Annotated in this window: 24 protein-coding genes and 1 other annotated feature; of the genes, 13 read left to right on the top strand and 11 right to left on the bottom strand. The window is 51.9% G+C overall.

All coding sequences use genetic code 11. The features are described from left to right. Positions 1-43: 43 nt before the first annotated feature. The 8 genes from HMPREF9453_RS11985 to mltG form a co-directional block, all read right to left on the bottom strand. Complete coding sequence (locus HMPREF9453_RS11985; RefSeq protein ID WP_156792549.1) at positions 44-208, bottom strand: hypothetical protein; 165 nt, start codon at positions 206-208, stop codon at positions 44-46. Between the two features lie 332 nt (positions 209-540). After that, on the bottom strand, positions 541-1,986 hold the full coding sequence (locus HMPREF9453_RS09175; protein ID WP_008860277.1) for a nicotinate phosphoribosyltransferase: 1,446 nt from the start codon (positions 1,984-1,986) through the stop codon (positions 541-543). Between the two features lie 228 nt (positions 1,987-2,214). Then, positions 2,215-2,628, bottom strand: a complete 414-nt coding sequence (locus tag HMPREF9453_RS09170) for a pyridoxamine 5'-phosphate oxidase family protein (RefSeq protein WP_008860276.1) — start codon at positions 2,626-2,628, stop codon at positions 2,215-2,217. Next, a complete protein-coding gene (locus tag HMPREF9453_RS11980) occupies positions 2,585-2,980 on the bottom strand; it encodes a hypothetical protein (protein ID WP_148363767.1) in 396 nt (131 codons plus the stop codon). The genes HMPREF9453_RS09170 and HMPREF9453_RS11980 overlap by 44 nt, the downstream gene beginning before the upstream one ends. 102 nt (positions 2,981-3,082) lie before the next feature. Continuing rightward, entirely contained in the window at positions 3,083-3,319 is a 237-nt protein-coding gene (locus HMPREF9453_RS09160) for a DUF4911 domain-containing protein (RefSeq protein ID WP_008860275.1), read from the bottom strand. After that, positions 3,316-4,545, bottom strand: coding sequence for a peptidase U32 family protein (locus HMPREF9453_RS09155; protein WP_008860274.1), 1,230 nt, complete (start codon positions 4,543-4,545; stop codon positions 3,316-3,318). The genes HMPREF9453_RS09160 and HMPREF9453_RS09155 overlap by 4 nt, the downstream gene beginning before the upstream one ends. A 12-nt stretch (positions 4,546-4,557) precedes the next feature. Then, entirely contained in the window at positions 4,558-5,148 is a 591-nt protein-coding gene (locus tag HMPREF9453_RS09150; protein ID WP_008860273.1) for an O-methyltransferase, read from the bottom strand. Beyond that, entirely contained in the window at positions 5,138-6,196 is a 1,059-nt protein-coding gene (mltG, locus tag HMPREF9453_RS09145) for an endolytic transglycosylase MltG (protein ID WP_008860272.1), read from the bottom strand. The genes HMPREF9453_RS09150 and mltG overlap by 11 nt, the downstream gene beginning before the upstream one ends. 150 nt (positions 6,197-6,346) lie before the next feature. Between mltG and HMPREF9453_RS09140 the strand changes: the two genes are divergently transcribed. Then, complete coding sequence (locus HMPREF9453_RS09140; RefSeq protein ID WP_008860271.1) at positions 6,347-6,742, top strand: thioesterase family protein; 396 nt, start codon at positions 6,347-6,349, stop codon at positions 6,740-6,742. Beyond that, positions 6,726-7,316 carry a GNAT family N-acetyltransferase gene (locus tag HMPREF9453_RS09135; RefSeq protein ID WP_008860270.1) on the top strand — a complete coding sequence of 197 codons (591 nt, stop codon included), beginning with the start codon at positions 6,726-6,728 and terminating at the stop codon, positions 7,314-7,316. The genes HMPREF9453_RS09140 and HMPREF9453_RS09135 overlap by 17 nt, the downstream gene beginning before the upstream one ends. Positions 7,317-7,392: 76 nt before the next feature. Here the strand turns inward: HMPREF9453_RS09135 and HMPREF9453_RS09130 are convergent, their stop codons facing one another. Beyond that, positions 7,393-8,424, bottom strand: a complete 1,032-nt coding sequence (locus HMPREF9453_RS09130) for a 4Fe-4S cluster-binding domain-containing protein (protein ID WP_008860269.1) — start codon at positions 8,422-8,424, stop codon at positions 7,393-7,395. Between the two features lie 103 nt (positions 8,425-8,527). On the opposite strand from HMPREF9453_RS09130, the gene HMPREF9453_RS09125 reads away from it, so the two are divergent. The 3 genes from HMPREF9453_RS09125 to HMPREF9453_RS09115 are packed head-to-tail and all read left to right on the top strand — an operon-like array spanning position 8,528 to position 11,151. After that, entirely contained in the window at positions 8,528-9,922 is a 1,395-nt protein-coding gene (locus tag HMPREF9453_RS09125) for an NCS2 family permease (protein WP_008860268.1), read from the top strand. A gap of 59 nt (positions 9,923-9,981) precedes the next feature. Then, positions 9,982-10,305 (top strand): DMT family transporter, encoded by a 324-nt coding sequence (locus tag HMPREF9453_RS09120; protein ID WP_008860267.1) that lies wholly within the window; start codon positions 9,982-9,984, stop codon positions 10,303-10,305. Between the two features lie 12 nt (positions 10,306-10,317). Further along, positions 10,318-11,151: a D-alanyl-D-alanine carboxypeptidase family protein gene (locus HMPREF9453_RS09115; protein WP_008860266.1), complete on the top strand. Its 834-nt coding sequence runs from the start codon at positions 10,318-10,320 to the stop codon at positions 11,149-11,151. A gap of 69 nt (positions 11,152-11,220) precedes the next feature. Here the strand turns inward: HMPREF9453_RS09115 and HMPREF9453_RS12180 are convergent, their stop codons facing one another. Continuing rightward, complete coding sequence (locus HMPREF9453_RS12180) at positions 11,221-11,388, bottom strand: hypothetical protein (protein WP_187368079.1); 168 nt, start codon at positions 11,386-11,388, stop codon at positions 11,221-11,223. Positions 11,389-11,503: 115 nt separating this feature from the next. Between HMPREF9453_RS12180 and HMPREF9453_RS09110 the strand changes: the two genes are divergently transcribed. Next, positions 11,504-12,202 (top strand): TonB family protein, encoded by a 699-nt coding sequence (locus HMPREF9453_RS09110; protein ID WP_008860265.1) that lies wholly within the window; start codon positions 11,504-11,506, stop codon positions 12,200-12,202. A 351-nt stretch (positions 12,203-12,553) separates the two neighbouring features. Here HMPREF9453_RS09110 and HMPREF9453_RS09105 read toward each other — a convergent pair whose 3' ends face one another. Next, positions 12,554-13,702: an ABC transporter substrate-binding protein gene (locus tag HMPREF9453_RS09105; protein ID WP_008860264.1), complete on the bottom strand. Its 1,149-nt coding sequence runs from the start codon at positions 13,700-13,702 to the stop codon at positions 12,554-12,556. 179 nt (positions 13,703-13,881) lie between these two features. Continuing rightward, positions 13,882-14,081, bottom strand: a binding site (T-box leader). Between the two features lie 250 nt (positions 14,082-14,331). Here HMPREF9453_RS09105 and HMPREF9453_RS09100 point away from each other — a divergent pair. The 7 genes from HMPREF9453_RS09100 to HMPREF9453_RS09070 all read left to right on the top strand — a co-directional run bounded on the left by HMPREF9453_RS09100 (position 14,332) and on the right by HMPREF9453_RS09070 (position 19,167). Then, positions 14,332-14,658, top strand: a complete 327-nt coding sequence (locus tag HMPREF9453_RS09100; RefSeq protein ID WP_008860263.1) for a PadR family transcriptional regulator — start codon at positions 14,332-14,334, stop codon at positions 14,656-14,658. After that, positions 14,651-15,253, top strand: coding sequence for a DUF1700 domain-containing protein (locus HMPREF9453_RS11120; protein ID WP_008860262.1), 603 nt, complete (start codon positions 14,651-14,653; stop codon positions 15,251-15,253). The genes HMPREF9453_RS09100 and HMPREF9453_RS11120 overlap by 8 nt, the downstream gene beginning before the upstream one ends. After that, positions 15,250-15,555: a hypothetical protein gene (locus HMPREF9453_RS09090; RefSeq protein ID WP_008860261.1), complete on the top strand. Its 306-nt coding sequence runs from the start codon at positions 15,250-15,252 to the stop codon at positions 15,553-15,555. Before HMPREF9453_RS11120 ends, HMPREF9453_RS09090 begins: the two co-directional genes overlap by 4 nt. A 128-nt stretch (positions 15,556-15,683) precedes the next feature. Further along, complete coding sequence (locus tag HMPREF9453_RS09085; protein ID WP_008860260.1) at positions 15,684-16,052, top strand: hypothetical protein; 369 nt, start codon at positions 15,684-15,686, stop codon at positions 16,050-16,052. A 38-nt stretch (positions 16,053-16,090) separates the two neighbouring features. After that, on the top strand, positions 16,091-16,657 hold the full coding sequence (locus HMPREF9453_RS09080) for a hypothetical protein (protein ID WP_008860259.1): 567 nt from the start codon (positions 16,091-16,093) through the stop codon (positions 16,655-16,657). Positions 16,658-16,916: 259 nt separating this feature from the next. Next, complete coding sequence (locus HMPREF9453_RS09075) at positions 16,917-17,882, top strand: glycosyltransferase family 2 protein (protein WP_008860258.1); 966 nt, start codon at positions 16,917-16,919, stop codon at positions 17,880-17,882. A 100-nt stretch (positions 17,883-17,982) separates the two neighbouring features. Continuing rightward, positions 17,983-19,167 carry a RuBisCO large subunit C-terminal-like domain-containing protein gene (locus HMPREF9453_RS09070; protein WP_008860257.1) on the top strand — a complete coding sequence of 395 codons (1,185 nt, stop codon included), beginning with the start codon at positions 17,983-17,985 and terminating at the stop codon, positions 19,165-19,167. The last annotated feature ends 37 nt before the right edge of the window (positions 19,168-19,204 follow it).

The raw sequence follows: 19,204 nt of genomic DNA, 5'->3' as shown, positions 1-19,204 counted from the left end.
CTGCGTGCACAGAAGTGTGCGTGAATGGCTTTCGACATTCAGTTCAAGCTGATTTATCAAGGCATACGGGATGTTTTCCGTGTGCGAAGTTTGAGTTTCCAAATATAATTTCCTTTTCCTCATCGTCACGGTATACCATGACGCCGCCGGGAAAATGGTCACACACAGCCTCCATAAACCGGGACCGGTCTTCTTTCCAATTTTTCACTCTATCCTCACTGTTCCTATTTTCTCCAGGAAACGCCTGTGAAAGGGCTTACTGATTTTTTCAGGCATAGTATGTCCTCTAGAGAGCAGTACCATGCAGCCGGTGCCATAAATTCGCAGCACACCAGAATCTATAAATCCCTGTTTTCCTGAAGTCAATTATAAAATATAATCATTTATAAAATCTTGTGTTTTTTCATGTGACTAATGTATACCCAAAATTATCTAAAGTCAATTCCATCATTAGAAGAAATTTTCTCCCGAAAAAGAGTGATGGAGAAGGACAGCTCAGAAAAAAATGCCTCTCCGAAGAGAGGCATTTCCATTTCATGATTATTTTTTCTTCAAATCTTCGTCAATAATATGACTTTTCAGATCCTGCAGCTTATCCGACAGGTTCACTTCCATAATGTTCGGATTCAGAAGCCTTGTATACTCGGGCCACAGGGTTTCCATCTGCCTGTTGGCATAAGCAATGGTTTCATCAAGGCTTGGAAGTTTCACTGCCTTCCCCTGAAGGATGACAGGCTTTAACATGTCCTCACAGGTATAGGTGCCTGCCTTCAGTTCCTTCTTTCTCCACTTGGCCGATTCCGTAACCAGCGTAAAATCACCGCCGTCAGGGAAAGGCTCATCGGCCAGGCATACCAGGTCCGTAATCATCTTGCCGGTGCCCTTCTTGTAGAAGCGGCGCACTGCCTTGATGCCGGGATTTGTCATTTTGCTCACATCATTGGAAATCTTCATCACCGGTTCAAAGGTGCCATTCTTTTCACGGGCACTCATCTTGAACACCCCGCCCAGGGCGGACGTGCCGTCAGCCGTAATGATTTTCGTGCCGACGCCCCAGCTTGTTACCGTGCAGCCCTGTTCCTTCAGAGACTGGATCAGGTATTCATCCAGATCGTTGGAACCGGAAATGATGGCATCCGGGAAACCGGCTTCCCGGAACATGCGGGATGCTTCCTGGGAAAGGTAGCCCAGATCACCGCTGTCAATGCGGATGCCGTACTTCTTCGGCAGCTTTCCGGCTGCCTTCAGTTCCCGGAATACCTGAATGGCATGGGGTACTCCCATTTCCAGCACATTATAGGTATCTGCCAGAAGGATGAGATTGTCATGGTACTGCTTCACATATTCCTCAAAGGCCTCCAGCTCCGTATCGAAGCTCATGACCCAGCTGTGGGCCATGGTGCCCAGCACGGGAATGCCGAAAAGCTTTCCTGCTTCCACATTGGAAGTGCCGTTGAAACCGCCGATCATGGAAGCCCTGGCGCCCCAGAGTCCTGCCGAATGGCCCTGGGCCCTGCGCAGACCGAATTCCATGAGCGCATCCTTCGGCGCCACGGTACGCACCCTGCGGCACTTGGTGGCAATCAAACTTTCATGGTTCATAATCATGGAAAGTCCGGTCTCCAGCAGCATGGCCTCGGTGGTGGTCCCTTCAAACCGGAGAAGCAGTTCCCCCGGGAAAGCCACCGTACCTTCCGGCATGGCATAAATATTTCCGGTGAAATGGAAATGGGAAAGATAATCCAGAAATTCCGGATAGAAAATATGAAGGCTCCGGAGATATTCTATATCCTCATCGCTGTAGGTAAAATTCTTTACAAAATCCACCAGATGGGACAGTCCTGCCACCACGGTATAGCCGCCCTTGAAGGGATTCACCCGATAAAAACGGTCAAATACGACTTTTCTTTCATGCATGCCCTTCTTGAAAAGAGCATTGGTCATCGTGAGCTGATACAAATCAGTGATAAGTCCATTGGATGCCATAATATCCCCCTTTGTATTCCCATTGTCATGACAATAGGTAGATTGAAACCATTATAACACTTAATGCCATTAATGGCGCATTAAATCATAATTTTACAGTCTGGACAGGGCATGAAACGGCATGCCCGAAGGTTCACGCCAGCGAAGAAGGTACGGCCCTTTTCTATGACATCTGCAAAGCACAAAATGTATGACCCTTCAGGTGTATAGCCGGCACTGTCGTAATGGCTAGCCCAGATTCAGCTCTTTCTCTCTTCCCTCATTCCGGTCGCGCAGATATACACTGCCCCCATGGAGACTGAAGACAGCCATATCCTCCCTGTCCACCAGGCCCATATCCTCGATATCATCCCGGCAGGCCTTCAGCATGGTGTCCCTGGTCTCCTTCTCCTCTTCTTCCTTCAGCCAGCCCCGGAGGGAAATCCAGGACTTGTCCGGGTGCACCGCAGAGATTTCCACATGGCGGTTTCCCATGATTTCATGATAGAGGGCAGAGGACCGGGAGAAAAGGAAGCAGAGCCTTCCTTCCACCTCGCATACCCCGCTCATGGGCCTCACCCGGGGCTCCAGTCCGTCCACGGTAGCCATATAAAACACTTCACATTCCCTCAGATATTCCAGTACCAGCTTCACAGAATCCATCATAAGCCTCCTTGATTTCATTCTTTGTCATTATTATTGTACACAGAGCAGGGGGAAATGCAAAGGCTCCAGAGATTTCTGGTAAAGGGAAAGGGATGGCTCCCGGATGCCATGCCTTTCCCGCCGGCGCCTGCTCTTTTTTCTTCCCATGGCAGAAAAGGGCTGCTGCAGAGAGACTGATATCGGTATGAATCATTGCATTTCCGGACACGCAAAAAACTTCCCGAAATCCAAAAGCGGGCGCGCCAGTGACCGCTTCAGGCAGGGCCTTGAAGGATTTGCGGGAAGTTTTCGTATGTTTTGATTGTTTCAGCCGGCTGAGGAAGAAGGATAGGACAGGAAACTCCGGCATTCCCGTTTTCCATGGATGGGCGCCAGCGGGATGGGCCAGCCGGTTTTTCCGGTCTTTTCGCTTCTCTATGGGTATAGTCGGAAAAGGAGGAAGAAGTTTCCCTTAGTCCTTCAGTGCTTCTTCCCTGCTGGAAAGAATTTTGACCTTTACATCAGGCAGATGGGTAAGCACATCAATCACTGTATCCCTGGTGTCCCTGGTGGAGTTGATCTGGCAGGTGGCCCTTTTGGCGTTTAAGGTGGTGAGCACGCCCAGATATTCGTAGCCTTCGATAATGCGGTTGATGTAGTTCACTTCTTCCGGCGGGATTTCTATATATACCCTTGTATCTTCTGTCATTTCTTTGCACGCCTCCTCAGAATGGAGAAAGCAGGAAGGGTTTTGTCTCCTGTCATGGTCAGTTCTTCCAGCGGATGGGGGGCTTTGTCCACCTCTTCTCCATCCCGGTTCACCAGTCTGGTAATTTTCACAAGGCCCACCTGGCCCTGGGGCGTCAGGTATTCCAGGATTTCCCCTACCTTGAAATGATTTCTCTGCTGCACCTGGTTTGTGCCTTCTTCCCCGTGGCCCGGAAGAATGAGTCCCACAAAGTCATAGGGCTGCTCCGGCTGGGATTTCACATATTCCTGGGCGCTGTGGTCCGGATTCTGGAAGGCAAAGGCGGTGGTGTAGGGACGATGGGATACCTTTTCCAGTTCCTCCCGCCATTCCGGCCGCACCCTGTAGGCACCGCCTTCGGCGTAGTAGGCGTCGATGGCTTTTCTGTAGGCTGCCACCACGGCTGCCACGTAGTATACGCTCTTCATGCGTCCTTCGATTTTAAGGGAAGCAGCGCCGCCTTCGATGAGTTCTGGAATGTGGTCGATCATGCAGAGGTCTTTGCTGTTGAAAATGTAGGTGCCATGCTCATCTTCTTCCACCGGCCAGTACTGTCCGGGCCGGGATTCTTCCATGACCGCATAGCGGAAGCGGCAGGCCTGGATGCATTCGCCCCGGTTGGACTGCCTTTTGCCGTTGGTAAAGAAATTGGAAAGAAGGCAGCGGCCGGACCAGGAAATACACATAGCACCGTGGCCGAAAACTTCCAGGTCAATGTCCACTTTTTTACGGATGTCTGCCATTTCTTTCACAGACACTTCTCTTGCCAGCACCACCCTTTCGGCGCCCAGGTCTTTCCACATCTTCACCGTGCGCCAGTTAGCGGAGCTTGCCTGGGTGGATACATGGATGGGAAGATGGGGCGCCACTTCCCGGCAGAGGGAGAAGACTCCCAGGTCGGAAATCAGGACCGCATCGACATGAATGGATTCCAGATATTTGAGATAGTCGTCCAGTCCTTCCAGATCTTCATTTCTGGGGATAATGTTCACGGTGACGTACACCTTTTTACCCATGCTGTGGGCATAGGAAACGGCTTCCTTCAGTTCTTCCATAGAAAAATTGCCGCCGTAGGCGCGGAGGCCGAAGACCTTGCCTGCCAGATAGACCGCGTCTGCCCCGTAGAGGAGAGCCATTTTCATTTTTTCCATTGTTCCCGCCGGAGCGAGAAGTTCCATTTTCTTCATATATGTTCCTTTCTATTTTTTAAGAGAAACGGCCAAACCGTCTCCTTCTTTATATATACGAGTTTCATATTTTTCGTTCACATAATCTATATATTCCCGAAGCCTCATCACCAGGGTGCGGTACCGGTGAGGCACAGGATCCTTTGCTTCCACCAGCCCCCGGAAAAGGACGTTATCCGCCGCAATGACAGCTCGCTCGGACAGGAGAGGCTCAATAGCCTTCAGTTCTCTCAGGTACTGTCCCTTGGGGCCATCCAGGAAAAGGAAATCATAGGGCCCCGAAAGGGTAGGAATCACCTGTCCCGCATCCCCCAGAATGCAGTGGACCCGGCCCGTGAGGCCCGCTCTTTCCATCACCTGCACCGCCATGTGATATCGCTCTTCATCAAGCTCCACCGTATGGATCTGGGCCTTTGGAAAACGCTCTGCCAGAAGAAGAGCAGAGTAGCCGATGGCCGTTCCTATTTCCAGCATGCGGCGGGGCTCCGCCAGGGCTGCCGCCTTGAGGAGGAGCTCCCGCTCCGGCCCCCGGATAATGGGCACTCCCTTTTTCTCTGCGTATTCTTCCAGTTCCCTTTTCAGGACCTGCCAGTCATTTCCCATAAATGTTCTCCGTTTCCGCCTGATGCTCCTCATAGGATTTCGTAAAGACGTGGTGTCCGTCAGGCTGGGCTACATAGTAAAGGTACTCTCCCGGCTCTGCGTCCAGCACGGCTTCAATGGCATCCATGCCGGGGCTTCCAATGGGTCCTGGCGGCAGTCCTTTATGGGTATAGGTATTGTAAGGGGAGTCGATGCGGGTATCCTGTATGGTAAGCTCCGCCTTCGGACTGCCCAGGGCATACTGGATGGTGGCGTCTATCTGGAGAGGCATGCCTATGGAAAGACGCTTCAGCATCACCGATGCAATGGGCTCCTGGTCTTCCTTGAACCGGGCTTCCTTTTCCACCATGGAGGCCAGGGTCATGAGATCATGGAGGGTCAAATGCTTTGCCTGCGCCTTCTTTCGAATCTCCGGCGTCAGCATGTCATCGGTACGCTTGTACATCATATCGCAGATCTGCCGGGCTGTATACTCTTTGGGAATATTATAGGTGTCAGGGAAGAGGAATCCCTCTGCCTTTACCGATACCGGCAGCGGACCGTACTGGTATTTCAAGGGGCCGTAGGAAGCGGCCTCTCCTTCAAAATCATCGGCCCCCTTGACACCGGCTTCATCCAGAAGAGCCGCTATCTGGTGTACTGTATACCCTTCGGGCACCGTAACAAATACGGATTCTGTCATGCCTGAACGGAGCTTGGTCATGGCCTCTTTCACTGTCATTCCCTGTTTCATCTTATAGGTCCCGCTCTGCAGGCTCTTGCCGCTTCCCAGAATCCTGGAATACATCCGGAACAGGGTGCTGCTGCGGATGACCCCCTTTTTTTCCAGGGTATCTGCAATGTCCCGGCCTGTAGAATTCCGGGGCACATCCACCATGGCCGTGCCATGAAGTCCCACCCTGTCGAAGGCATAGAAATACACACCGGCCATAAGAAGGACCAGAACGAAAAGAATGCCTCCCAGAGCTGACCATTTCCGGCGGTCCTCCTTCCGGGGAAAGAGGGTCCTTTCCGTTTCTCCCGTGTCTTCTGTCTTTTTATCTTCCAAATTGCACCTCTCAAGAAATTTCAAGGGATTCCAGATCGTATATGGAAATAATCATAAATTATCTTATAATTATATCATATACTATGAAAAGGATTCATATTCTTTATTCAGCACTCTCTTTGGAATGCTGATAAAAGAAAGGAGTTTATTATGATTATCAAAGGAATCACTGCACAGATTACAAGAACCATTACCGAAAAGGATACGGCGGAAAAGGTAAGAAGCGGGTCCCTGCCCGTATTGGCCACGCCGGTGCTGTCGGCGGCCATGGAGGAAGCGGCCTGCAAGGCGCTGGCACCGCATCTTACGGAAGGGGAAACCACCGTAGGCGGTTCCATTTCCCTTATCCATAAAGCCCCCACCCTTCCGGGCCATGTGATTACCGTCACCGCCACAGTGACAGAGGTGAAGGGAAAGAAAATTTCCTTCCACATCACTGCTGCCGATGAGAATGGAGACATCGGAGAAGCAGACCACGACCGCTTTCTGGTAGATGGCGTAAGGTTTATGGAAAAAGCGGAACAAAGAAATGGAAAAAAGCAGTAACCCTTCCTTTTTCATCCGCCAGGCGTCCATAGAAGATGCGCCTTCCCTTCTTTCCATTTACCGGCCCTATATGGAAAACACGGCGATTACCTTTGAAGAGGACCTGCCGGCCCTGGAAGATTTCCAGCATCGCATGACCTCTACCCTGGAACGGTACCCCTATCTTGCCGCCCTTTCTGATGGCCGGATAGCAGGTTATGCCTATGCCGGACCCTTCCACCCCCGGAAAGCCTATGACCACGCCGCAGAACTTTCTATCTATATAGCTCCTCCCTTCCATCACCGGGGCCTGGGGAAGGCGCTCTATGGCCAGCTGGAGTCCATCCTCCTGTCCCAGCAGGTATTCAACCTCTATGCCTGCATTGCCGTCACCAGAAGAGAGGACCCTTTCCTTCCCAAAGACAGTCCCCTTTTTCACAGAAGCCTTGGATTCAAAACCCTGGGCCGCTTTGAAAAGTGCGGGTATAAATTCGGCCGCTGGTATGACATGATCTGGATGGGAAAGGAAATCGGGAAACGGCCTCTCCATCCCGGAGCTTTCATCCCCTTCTCCCAACTGTCCTCCAGGCTGTAAATTTTCCTGCTGCACCGGTCAAAAACAGCAAAAAGGTCTGTGAAGAAATGATTTCCATTTTTTCACAGACCCTTTTCTATTCCTCCCTTTTCAGCACCCCTGTGCCGTCAAAGGCGGGAATGAACATTTTGTCGGAGCTGGCTTTCTGCTGGACGTAGCCGTCTACGATGCCCAGTTCTTCCATATAGCTTTCGCATTCTTCGTATTCCTCATCGGTAATGGGGCGGTTGATTTCAGGATATTCCGCTGCCCTTCCACAGGGCACATACTGGCGCATGAGGCTGAAGAGTACTTCGCCGGGAGCAAAGGTATCTGCCACATACTCCAGCACTTTCTTCGTATTCTCCACCTGTCCCGGAAGGATCAGGTGGCGGATGAGTACGCCTTTCCTGAGGATGCCGCTGCTGTCTATGTCATAGGGACCGGTCTGGCGGAACATCTGCTCAATGGCGGCGGTGGCCTTTTCAAAATAGTCCGGCGCATCGCTGTAGCGGGCGGCAGCGATGCTGTCTGCATATTTCAGATCCGGCAGCCAACACTGCACCTTGTTTCTAAGGAAGGCCACGGTGTGCACGCTTTCATAGCCGCCGCAGTTGTATACCACCGGCACGGGGAGCGGGTCCCGCAGGCTCTGGAAAATGGCATGGGTGTAGTGGGTAGGGGTGACCAGGTCGATGTTGTGGGCCCCCTTTGCGATAAGCTCGAAATAGATTTCCCGAAGCCGCTCCACGGACACTTCGATGCCCTTTCTCATTTCCGATATTTCATAGTTCTGGCAGTATACGCAGGACAGGTTGCAGCCGGCGAAGAAAACGGTGCCGGCGCCCCGGCTGCCTGCAATGCAGGGTTCCTCCCAATGGTGGAGGGCAGCCCTGGAAATGACGGGAAGCATGGCGGAGCGGCAGTATCCCACATTTCCTTTATCCTTTACCGATATTTTTCTTTCTATTTTACATGCCCTGGGGCACAGGTTGCATATACTCATGATGTACTCCCTTTCCGCCGGCTCTTTGCCGGTTATTTTTTTATTGTAGCACAGGAAGCCAAGGACTTCCTTTTCCTCATGGAAGAATGATATATCTGCATTCCATGAATAGATAAAATTCATTGATTCAAGCTGTTAAAAATCATATAATAAGAGCGTAAAAAATGTTCTATGGCGTTATTTTTCCAGACGCCGGAATACTTTTCAACACGAAAGGAGCTTATTCATGGAAAACAATGCAGGTCTCATGGAGCGAATTTTCCATCTGTCGGAAAGTCACACCACCGTAAAGACCGAAATCATGGCAGGGATTACCACGTTTATGACCATGGCCTATATCCTCGCCGTCAACCCTTCTATCATGAGTACCACCGGCATGGACAAGGGCGCCGTCCTCACTGCCACTGCCCTGGCCGGCTTCCTGGGCACCATGCTCATGGCCGTTTTCGCCAATTACCCCTTTGCCCTGGCACCGGGCATGGGGCTCAACGCTTTCTTTGCCTTTACCGTAGTAAAGCAGATGGGCTATTCCTGGGAAATGGCACTGGCTGCGGTCTTTGTGGAAGGGATCATCTTCATCGTCCTGTCCCTCACCAATGTGCGTGAAGCCATCTTCAACGCCATCCCCATTAATCTGAAGAAAGCCGTATCTGCAGGCATCGGCCTTTTCATCGCCTTCATCGGTTTAGGCTCTGCCCAGATCATCGTGGCCAATCCTGCCACCAAGATTTCCCTCTTTTCCTTCAAGCAGGCCATGGCCGCCGGCACCTTCCATACCACCGGCATTACAGTGGTGCTGGCCATTATCGGCGTTCTTTTCACGGCTATCCTCATGGTAAAGAAGGTGAGAGGCAATATCCTCTGGGGCATTCTCTTTACCTGGCTTCTGGGCGTTCTCTGTGAAATCTCCGGACTTTATGTGCCGGATCCTTCCGTAGGCGCATTCAGCACCCTCCCCAATTTCTCCGGCGGCCTTTCCGCCTTTGAACCGAAGAGCATGGCCCCCATTTTCATGCAGCTGGACTTCTCCCAGGTAGGCACCTTCAATTTCGTAGTGGTGCTGCTGGCTTTCCTCTTTGTCGATATTTTCGATACCATCGGCACCCTCATCGGCGTGTCCTCCAAAGCCAATATGCTGGATGAGAACAACAAGCTGCCCCATATCAAGGGTGCCCTCATGGCAGATGCCGTAGCCACCTCCGTAGGTGCTGTGCTCGGCGTGTCCACCACCACCACCTATGTGGAAAGTGCCTCCGGCGTTTCCGAAGGCGGCCGCACCGGCCTCACCGCTGTCACCGTGGCAGTGCTCTTCCTTCTTTCCATGTTCCTTTCCCCTGTGTTCATGGCCATTCCTGCCTTTGCTACCGCACCGGCCCTGATTATCGTAGGATTCCTCATGTTCACCGCTGTCACCGGCATTGACTTCAATGATCCCACCGAAGCCATTCCCTGCTACTTCACCATCATTGCCATGCCCTTTGCCTACAGCATTGCAGAAGGCATTTCCTTCGGCACCATCACCTACACCCTGATTAACCTCCTCACCGGACGGAGAAGCAAGGTAAGCGCCCTCATGATGGCACTCACTGTGATTTTCATTCTGAAGTATATTTTCCTCTGATTTCTACTATCCAGGCCTGCGCCGGAAGGTGCAGGCTTTTTACTTGAAAGGAATTCCGCATGGCCTATTTTCTCATGTTCTTTGCCATTGCCATGGAGCTCACCGGCACTACCTTCCTGAAAATGTCCCATGGCTTTACCCTCCCCCTTCCCACCCTGGCATGCCTTGGTTCCTACGGCCTCTGCTTTTTCTCCTTCTCCCGGGCCCTTACGTCCCTGAACCTGGCGCTGGCCTATGCCACCTGGAGCGGTGTAGGCATTCTGGCCACCACCTTCATTTCCTGGTTCTTTTTCGGCGAGAAGCTGACGGCCACTGGAATGCTGGCCATATTCCTCATTATTGCAGGCTGTGTGCTGCTGAACTTCTTCGGCACAAAGTCCTGACGGGAGGTTTCTATGACATATAAAATGTTCCTCCTGGCTCTCACCTTCACCTGTATATCCTGCTCTCCCCTCCATGCGGCAGCGCCGGACATTACCGCCGATGCCGCAGTCATTATGGACGGTTCTGACGGCCGTTTCCTCTACGAAAAAAACGGGACCAAAAGAGAGTATCCTGCCAGCATGACCAAAATCATGACCTGCATTCTTTCTCTTGAAAAGGGAAACACCTATCAAACCGTCACTGTGAGCCCAAAGGCAGCGGACGTGGAATCTACGGCCCTAAACGGCGGCGAATGGCTCTCTCTGGGGGATCTCCGAAACCAGATGATGATGATTTCCGACAACGGCGCCGCCACGGCCATTGCAGAAAACACGGCCGGAAGTCTTCCGGCCTTTGCGGATATGATGAACCAGAAAGCAAAGGATATCGGCATGACCGGCACCCATTTCGTCAACGCCAACGGCATGCCTGATGAAAATCATTATTCCACCGCCGAGGACATGGCCCGCCTTGCCCGATACGCCATGGAAAATCGAAATTTCCGCTCCATCGTTTCTACCAAAAGGAAACAGATCCGATATATCCGCCCTGCAGAAATCTTCACCTGTGAAAACAGCAATGAACTCCTCTACACCTACCCCGGCGCCACGGGCATCAAAACCGGCTACACCCGCGCTGCCGGCGGATGCCTGGCTGCCTCAGCCATCAGGGACAATCATGAGCTCATCGTCATCATCATGCATTCCCGGGATATGGACAGCCGGTTTACAGAAGCGGCCCAACTGCTGGACTACGGCTTTTCCCTCATAAAAAAAGAGCCCTCTTCTGATAAGAAGAAGGCTTAGAAAGCAGGTGCCTTTCGGCGCCGGAATACAGAGTGCTGTGAAGAAGCTCCCTTCTTCGCAGCACTCTTTTCAATGCTTATGGCCCCAGGCGGCCTGCCGCTTCACCCGGGTGACATCCACCATTTTCATTATCTGCCCCGCCCTCCGGGCCTCCTTTATGAGCTCTTCCATATCCTCTCTCTTCGTGACGGCCTCCTTTGCATCATCTCCTTGTACTATCTGCCATGATTGTACCACGGCAGATAGAAAACCGGTTGCGCTTCCCTTTCCTATTTATTAAAATAAATGGAGAAATTGATGTGTAAAATGTATATTACATGAGTCAGAATGCAAATCTGTCAAAGGAGCCCCTATGAAAAAAATCCTCATCTCCCTGTCTCTCCTGCTTACCCTGGGCTTGACCGCCTCTGCCGCCCTTCCCAAAGAAGGCGTGTATCTGGATAAAGAAGGCAGCCCCATAACGGAAGAGCAGATGGTGCCGCCTTCGGTGAAATCAACTCCCATGCTGCCGCAGTCCGCCGCTGTCCACGAAGCCCTCTCCCAGCTGCCCCATGCAGCATCTACGGTGCTCATTCTTTCCATTGATGAAGACGGTGCCGTCACCCATGAGGAAATCGCTGAAAGCTCATCCTCCCTGGTCCTGGACCAGTATGCCGCTTCCTCTGCTGCATCCTGGACCTTCCGTCCCGCCCGCCGGGGAGATAAGGATATTCCCCTGACTGTCCGTATTCCCGTCCGTTTCATGTCAGCCATGGTATCCGTGCCGCCGGCACCGGAAAAGCAGGTGATGGCAGACATGAAGGAAAAGGAAGAGCAGGCCGCCGAAAGATCCGGTCACCCTTCCTTTACGGTGAAGCTCTCCATAGACAGGAATGGAAAAATGAGCGCCCCGCCGGTAATTGAAAAGGAAGGGACCGGCCTGAGCGATGCCGATTTCAAAATCCTTTCTTCCTATATAGAACGGTCCCTCCGGCAGTGGACCTTTGCGCCCGCCAAAAATCCCGACGGTGAAGCCATCGATGCGGAAACGGCCATTTCCATAACGGTGTAGCCCATGGCAGCATGATACACTTTTGTCATTCATGACGGCAGGAAACTACTTGCGAAGGGTTTCCTATGGTGATGATACACATGGGGCATCCATACCGGCGGGAAACTGTTCGCGAAAATTTTCCCATGCCAGTGTTACACTTTGGTCATTCTTACCGGCAGGAAACTGCTTGCGAAGGGTTTCCTATGGTGATGATACACATAGGGCATCCACACCGACAGGAAACTGGCTGCGAAAAGTTTCCTATGACAGTGATACACATGGGTATCCACCCCGGCAGGAAGCCCTCATAGAAAAAGGCAGGGAAGAAACAGCAATCCTTTCTTCCCTGCCTTTTTTGGCAGCGGTGCTTTACACTTTCACTGCCTTATATTTCCCGTCTTCCACTTTCAGAAGCACCAGGTCCACTTCCGGGTCTCCGGAGTTGTTGAAGGTCATGGGGCCGGCGGCACTTTCAAAGTTTTTGATATGGGCCAGGGCGTCCCGCACCTTTTTGGAATCCGTGGTGGTGCCTGCATTTTCCATGGCTTTGGCTGCCAGCTTGGCCGATACATAGGCGCAGGCGGCAAAGTTGTCGGGGTCATGATTATACCGCTCCCGGAAGTCCTTCACAAATTTTCTTGTAGCCTCGGAGTCCCTGTCCGGGGACCACATGGAGGATACGTACACATTGTCTGCTGCAGGACCTGCAATTTTCACCAGTTCCGGAGACATGAAACCGTTGTCTCCCAGTACCGGCTGGTTCATGCCCAGGTCTCTCATTTTCTTGAGGATGAGCCCTCCTTCCTGGTAGTAGCCTGCCACCACCACGGCATCAGGATTGGCATTGTGGATTTTGGTGAGCTGGGCGGAAAAATCCGTGTCCTTATCAGCAAAGGTTTCTGTCGCCACGATTTCCACGCCCTCCTGTTCCAGTGCTTTTTTGAAGGTCTTGTACGCGGACACCTGATGCTCATTGTTGTTGGAATAAAGCACGGCCACTCTCTTATAGCCCAGGAGTTTATGGGTTTTCTCAACAGTCTGGGGGATATTTTTCGATTCCGGTACGCAGTTCCGGAACATATAGTCTCCTATATCCATAAGCCCTTCCGCCGTGGTGGCCACGCCCAGAAGGGGAATCTTCGCCTGCTGGAAAAGAGGCCCCACTGCCTTGTATTCACCGGAAATCAAAGGTCCCACCACGATCACCTTTTTAGCGGCAATGAGTTTCTGGGCCGCCGCCACCGCCTGCTGCACATTGCCCTTGGTGTCCACCATTTCCACATCCATGTGGATTTTTCCTTCTTTGTTGATTTCATCCACCGCCATGTCAAAGCCTTCTTTTTCCGCCAGGCCGTAGGAAGCCACGCCGCCGGAAACGCCGTTGATAAAGCCTACCTTGGCGGTCTTTCCGCTGCCCTGTCCTTCTCCCTTTCCGCCGCAGCCGGAAAGTCCTGCACATGCAGCTGTCATCATAAGGCCAAGGCCTGCCAGTTTGAGTCCTTTTTTCCAGTCCATCATTTTCATTTCTCCTTTGGATGAAATAGCACATGTGCAATCTTCACTCTTCCCGGAGGAGCCATAAAAAAAGCCTCTATCTGAAATATCAGACAGAGGCGCATGGCGCGGTACCACTCCGGTTTATCTCTCAGCCGCCAGGCATAGGAAGGGAGGAAACAAAAAGCCCCTGTCCACCATGGGACAGGGGCGAAATCGCGGTACCACCCTGCATTATACTCTGAAGGCCTGTCCTGTAACGGGGACTTCCGTCCTGATTTACGGAAATTCTTTCAATCAGGAAGCTCACGAGTGATAGTCCGCAGATTTTCCGCACCGGCTTTCACCATACGCCGGCTCTCTGAAGCTTCCTGTCTGTTTCCTTCTCGTTCACAGCATGTACTGGTTTTGATATGGCTATGATGATACATGATTTTCTTCCATCCGTCAACAGGTAAAAAGCAGCATTGCAGATTTAGCATAAACAGCTCTCTCCATGATTTTGACAGATATATCATTTTGTTTCACAAAGTACCTTGCATTGCAAAGTACTTTGTGATATATTGTTAGCAACGAGGGAATTGACTACCGGTTCACTCACCGGCAGGCCGATTTCCTCTTAAGAACCCCGGATTCCTCAGAAAGGAAAAGCCATGAACATCCAACTGAAAAAAGGCGTCATGGAAATTGTGGTTCTATCTATGCTCAGGCGAAAAGACTACTATGGTTATGAGCTGGTCACGGAGATTTCAAAGTACATTGAAATGTCGGAGGGTACCATTTATCCCCTGCTGAACCGGTTCAAGAAGGACGGCCTGGTAGATACCTACCTGGCGGAATCACATAACGGTCCTCCCCGAAAATATTACCGCATCACCGACGCCGGACGGGAGGAATTCACAGAATCCCTCAGGGAATGGACCGAATTTACAAAAGCCGTCAAGAAGATACTGGAAGAAGGAGGCGATATCCATGAATGAAACAGAATTTTTAGATCTGCTGCGCTACTATTTCCGAAATGCAAAAACCGAAGAGGTAGAAGAAATCCTGGCCGATTATGAATCCCATTTTGAAGAGGGAAAAAAGAGAGGCCTTTCGGAGGAAGAAATCGCCAGAGAGCTTGGCAGTCCGAAGGATATCTACAATTCCTTCCAGTCCGAAGGAGTGGTGGATGAAAAGGCCAAAGGCAGCCCGCTGAAAAGCAGGGCCCTGGACATGGCTAAGGACGCCCAGGACAAGATGGGAAAGACCTGGGATGCCGTAAGTCCCCGGCTCCCCGGAGCTGCAGAAGCCACAGCCCGCATGACTGCCCGCCTTCTTACGGCAGCCGGTATCATCATGGCCATCGTGGTCCTGGCGGCTGCGGGGCTGGTCATCGGCCTCTTCTCCACCAATCTGGTTCCTTTCCACGGCATGACTCCGCTGCCCCAGTTCAGTTTCCTTACCCTGGCCTCCATCGGAAGCTTTGGTATCTTTACAGCCCTTTCCATCTACCTTATTGCCAGGGAAGGGAGCCGGGCCATTGAAACAAGCCTGATCGGCACCGACCATGACAAAGGCGGTGAAACGAAATGAAGAAAATCATCATTTCTTCTGTTCTTGCCATTATATCGCTCATGGTAGGCACCTTTTCCTTTATCATCAATGACCTGCCCGCCTACCACCGGTGGATGGCGGACAACGGGCCCCGGATGATGGAAAATTTTGACCGCTGGGGGAAGGACCGGAAGGACACAAAGAAGATTCCTTCCAACGACCGCCTGCGGGAAGACAGGAAAGACCATCACGACAGAAATACCATGGACCAGGACCGGAAAGATATGCCCGATAACCGGCAGGACCGCCAGAAAGATACGAAAGGGCCCGATAAAGAGTAATCCTTCGTCCATCATGGCGGGGATACCAGCCCCGTCCATTGATTTATATATATCCCCAGAATAAAGTGAGGGGGTTTCAGGGAAACTCCCTCGAACAGATTGACCCATTTTGAAAGGAAGGTTCTATTATGAAAAAATTAAACGCACTCATCATTGCTTCCATGACAGGCCTGGCACTGGCAGGCGGTTTCTTCTTTGCCGGCACCGCTTCCGCAGAAGACTACAGACATCCGCCGGAAATGCAGCAGGACAATGGCCGTCCCCAGGTGCACAAGGAAAAGAAACATGTAGAAAAGAAGCAGAAAGTCCATAAGGATAAGAAAGACCGGGAAGAAATGAGAGATAAAAAAGACCAGGGTCCTCAGCGCAAACTGAAACCCTGGGAAGAAAAGTACTATGAACAGCATCCGGAAGCCAGAGAAAGGGATGCGAAGAAAGGAAATCCTGAAAAGAGAAATGTAGAAGATGATGACGGCATGACCTGGCACCGTCTGTAATAGATAGACTTACCGTCTACTTCAAAAGAGGTCTTACTATGAGAAACCTGAAAAGAACCATATTAGCCGCAGCTCTTTTGATTTCCTTCTCTGCCGCCGGCGCCGCCCTGGGAAATGATGTATCCGCCGCCTCCCTGCAGGCTGCCGAACCTGCCGGTCCCGTATCCAATACAGGCCGGGACTACCGCATCGCCTTAATCAATGCGGAAAATACCAGGGGCCCTGTCATTCATAAGCCACTGAAGGAAGAAAAGGAAAATCCTGTCTCCCGTCCCGGAGAAACAAATGACGCCAATGAAGGCAGCGCTTACAGAGAAACATCCCCTTCCCTCCGTCACCATGACAGAGAGGAAAGCCAGCGCCTGGAAGAACACCGTCAGCACCGCTTTGACAAAGACGATAATGACCGGGACCATCACTTCGATGAGCACCGTCAGCGCCGCTTTGACAAAGACGATAATGACCGGGACCATCGCTTCGATGAGCACCGTCAGCGCCGTTTTGACAAAGACAAAGACCCCGGCCGGGGCAGACCCGGCGGCCGTCACCATGACAGGGGCGAAAGAAGATCGGCCGCTATGCAGCCGGAAGATGCCCGATTCTGACGAAGCGATGATTCACTGGCACCGTCTGATTTCATAAGAAATTGTATTTGACTGTTATCATAACCCAATACCCTCTGACAACAGGGGCTGTGAAAAAATGTAAATCATTTCCTCACAGCCCCTGTTTCCTGTCTTTTATAAAAATTTTAAAATTCCTTAAACTGCAGGCCCTTCCGATTATATATAATCTGGAAAGAAAGAAGAACTCATTTATGTGCTATAATATACATTGGCATACAGCCTGACCTGGAGGATGATTATGATATCAATTGTGACGCCTGTCTATAACGAAGAAGGCAACGTGGTATACTTTCATGATGAAGTGACAAAAGTCATGAAGGAACTGGCCATGGATTATGAAATCATTTATGTAAATGATGGATCCAGGGATCGCACGGACGAGCTGATTCATCAGCTGGCAGACCGGGACCCCCACGTGCGGGCCCTGACCTTCGCCCGGAATTTCGGGCACCAGATTGCCATTACCTGCGGCATGGACTTTGCCAAAGGCGATGCGGTGATTACCATGGACGGAGACATGCAGCATCCGCCGGCCCTCATTCCCAAGCTCATCGAAAAATGGCAGGAAGGCTATGACATTGTGCAGACCATCCGCACTGCCACTGAGGACGCCGGATTTTTAAAAAAGATAACCTCCTCCGGCTACTATGCGGTGATTAATTCCATTTCCACCACCCGGGTGGTCCCGGGAGGTTCCGATTTCCGGCTGATGGACCGGAAAGCGCTGAATACGTTCCTGAAGTTCCGGGAGCACAGCCGGTTCATCCGCGGTATCGTAGGAGGCCTTGGATTCAGACAGACATCCATCGAGTTTGAAGCGCCTGCCCGTCATGCAGGGGTTTCCAAATTCTCCATGAAGAAAATGATTCACTTTGCCATGGATGGCATTATTACCAATTCCACCATCCCTCTGCGCATTTCCTTCTACATCGGCCTTTTGTCCGCCTTTGCCGGATTTCTGCTGATTCTCCACGTCCTCTACTGCGTCATTACCGGACAGGCCGTGCCCGGCTGGGCCACCATGACCATCCTGATTTCCATTTTCGGAAGTCTCAATCTCATGTGCCTTGGCATTCTGGGCGAATACATAGGCCACGTATTTGAAGAAACAAGAAACCGCCCCCTCTACTGGCTCTCCGATGACAGCGCCGCCCACGAGGACAACCCTTATTATAAAACCCACAGTAACGGGAACCCCCGGTGATTCCCCGTTTTTCCAATTTCATAAGGCAGAAGGCTGCCTTGCAGAAGCGGAGGAATGCCCCCGCTCCTTTGCAGTGTCCCCTGCCGGGAAGGATAGAGTTATGAGTGATACCCCTTTTTTTGAAAGCGAACTTTTTGCAGAGCTGAAAGAAGACCTGACCCAGTCTTCCCGTTTTACTGCCACCTACCGCATTGCGGCCCCGGACTATGAAGAAGCCAAGAAACTGGCTTTTGGCATCTGCGTCGAACAGACCGTAGAATGCCCCTACGAGCTGGTGAAAGGAACTCCCATCGGCGATACCATCGTAGGCCAGATCGAAGACCTGAAAAAAGCAGAGCCCGGCGCCTACTACGCCACCATTTCCTATGACCCAACGGCAGTGGGCAATGAAATGGCGGAGCTTCTGAACATGCTCTTCGGCAATACAAGCCTCCAGCCCGGTATCAAGCTCATGTCCTTCGACCTTCCTGAAGCCATGTATGACAATTATCCCGGTCCCCGCTTCGGCCGCACGGGCCTTCGGGATCTCTGCGGCGTACCCCGGGGCCCCATTCTCATGAGCGCCATCAAACCTCTGGGCAGAAGCCCCAAGGAACTGGGACAGATGGTATACGACCTGGCCATGGGAGGCTGCCCCATCATCAAAGACGACCACAGCCTCATGAACCAGGACTATGCCCCCTTTGAGGAAAGAGTGCTTCAGTGCGTCATGGCACTGGCCGATGCTAAAGAGAAAACCGGTAAAAAGAGCATGTACATTGCCAACTGCACCGCCGACGGCCTCCAGTTCCTGGATCGGGCTTACAAGGCAAAGGAAATCGGTGCCGACGGCATCATGGCAGCGCCTGCCATTACCGGTTTCACCATGATTCGCGACCTGGCCAGGGATCCGGACTTTAACCTTCCCATTTTCCTCCATCCCTGCTTCTCCGGCCCCCAGGTTCTTTCCAGAGAATCGGGCATTTCCCCCTTCTGCTACTACGGCCAGCTCTCCCGCCTGGCCGGCGCCGACGCCGTCATTTTCACCAGCTTCGGCGGCCGCTTCTCCTTCTCCCGGGAGACCTGCACCAACATCTGCGAAGGCACCAATGAAAAAATGGCCTACCTCCGCCCCATTTTCCCCATCCCCTCCGGCGGCATGAGATGGCAGCTCTTCAAAGACATGTACAAGACCTACGGTGCCGATACCATTTTCCTCGTAGGCGGCGCTCTCCAGACCGAAGGGCCAAACCTGACGGACAATGTGAAGTTCTTCCTTGAAAAGCTGGAAGAAGCACAGCAGTAACATCATACAAAAAGGTCTGTGAAGAAATGGAAATCAT

Origin of the sequence: Dialister succinatiphilus YIT 11850 (assembly GCF_000242435.1) — a bacterium.
Classification (GTDB): Bacteria; Bacillota; Negativicutes; order Veillonellales; family Dialisteraceae; genus Dialister; species Dialister succinatiphilus.
The sequence above is the reverse complement of the archived record's forward strand: the minus strand, read 5'-3'. Positions and strand labels throughout refer to the sequence as shown.

Bases quoted from the DNA above. Each gene is read 5' to 3' on its own strand.
- HMPREF9453_RS09175 (WP_008860277.1), bottom strand. From the start codon at position 1,986: ATGGCATCCAATGGACTTATCACTGATTTGTATCAGCTCACGATGACC.
- HMPREF9453_RS09170 (WP_008860276.1), bottom strand. From the start codon at position 2,628: ATGGATTCTGTGAAGCTGGTACTGGAATATCTGAGGGAATGTGAAGTG.
- HMPREF9453_RS11980 (WP_148363767.1), bottom strand. From the start codon at position 2,980: ATGCCGGAGTTTCCTGTCCTATCCTTCTTCCTCAGCCGGCTGAAACAA.
- HMPREF9453_RS09160 (WP_008860275.1), bottom strand. From the start codon at position 3,319: ATGACAGAAGATACAAGGGTATATATAGAAATCCCGCCGGAAGAAGTG.
- HMPREF9453_RS09155 (WP_008860274.1), bottom strand. From the start codon at position 4,545: ATGAAGAAAATGGAACTTCTCGCTCCGGCGGGAACAATGGAAAAAATG.
- HMPREF9453_RS09150 (WP_008860273.1), bottom strand. From the start codon at position 5,148: ATGGGAAATGACTGGCAGGTCCTGAAAAGGGAACTGGAAGAATACGCA.
- HMPREF9453_RS09140 (WP_008860271.1), top strand. From the start codon at position 6,347: ATGATTATCAAAGGAATCACTGCACAGATTACAAGAACCATTACCGAA.
- HMPREF9453_RS09135 (WP_008860270.1), top strand. From the start codon at position 6,726: ATGGAAAAAAGCAGTAACCCTTCCTTTTTCATCCGCCAGGCGTCCATA.
- HMPREF9453_RS09130 (WP_008860269.1), bottom strand. From the start codon at position 8,424: ATGAATTTTATCTATTCATGGAATGCAGATATATCATTCTTCCATGAG.
- HMPREF9453_RS09125 (WP_008860268.1), top strand. From the start codon at position 8,528: ATGGAAAACAATGCAGGTCTCATGGAGCGAATTTTCCATCTGTCGGAA.
- HMPREF9453_RS09120 (WP_008860267.1), top strand. From the start codon at position 9,982: ATGGCCTATTTTCTCATGTTCTTTGCCATTGCCATGGAGCTCACCGGC.
- HMPREF9453_RS09115 (WP_008860266.1), top strand. From the start codon at position 10,318: ATGACATATAAAATGTTCCTCCTGGCTCTCACCTTCACCTGTATATCC.
- HMPREF9453_RS09110 (WP_008860265.1), top strand. From the start codon at position 11,504: ATGAAAAAAATCCTCATCTCCCTGTCTCTCCTGCTTACCCTGGGCTTG.
- HMPREF9453_RS09105 (WP_008860264.1), bottom strand. From the start codon at position 13,702: ATGATGGACTGGAAAAAAGGACTCAAACTGGCAGGCCTTGGCCTTATG.
- HMPREF9453_RS09100 (WP_008860263.1), top strand. From the start codon at position 14,332: ATGAACATCCAACTGAAAAAAGGCGTCATGGAAATTGTGGTTCTATCT.
- HMPREF9453_RS11120 (WP_008860262.1), top strand. From the start codon at position 14,651: ATGAATGAAACAGAATTTTTAGATCTGCTGCGCTACTATTTCCGAAAT.
- HMPREF9453_RS09090 (WP_008860261.1), top strand. From the start codon at position 15,250: ATGAAGAAAATCATCATTTCTTCTGTTCTTGCCATTATATCGCTCATG.
- HMPREF9453_RS09085 (WP_008860260.1), top strand. From the start codon at position 15,684: ATGAAAAAATTAAACGCACTCATCATTGCTTCCATGACAGGCCTGGCA.
- HMPREF9453_RS09080 (WP_008860259.1), top strand. From the start codon at position 16,091: ATGAGAAACCTGAAAAGAACCATATTAGCCGCAGCTCTTTTGATTTCC.
- HMPREF9453_RS09075 (WP_008860258.1), top strand. From the start codon at position 16,917: ATGATATCAATTGTGACGCCTGTCTATAACGAAGAAGGCAACGTGGTA.
- HMPREF9453_RS09070 (WP_008860257.1), top strand. From the start codon at position 17,983: ATGAGTGATACCCCTTTTTTTGAAAGCGAACTTTTTGCAGAGCTGAAA.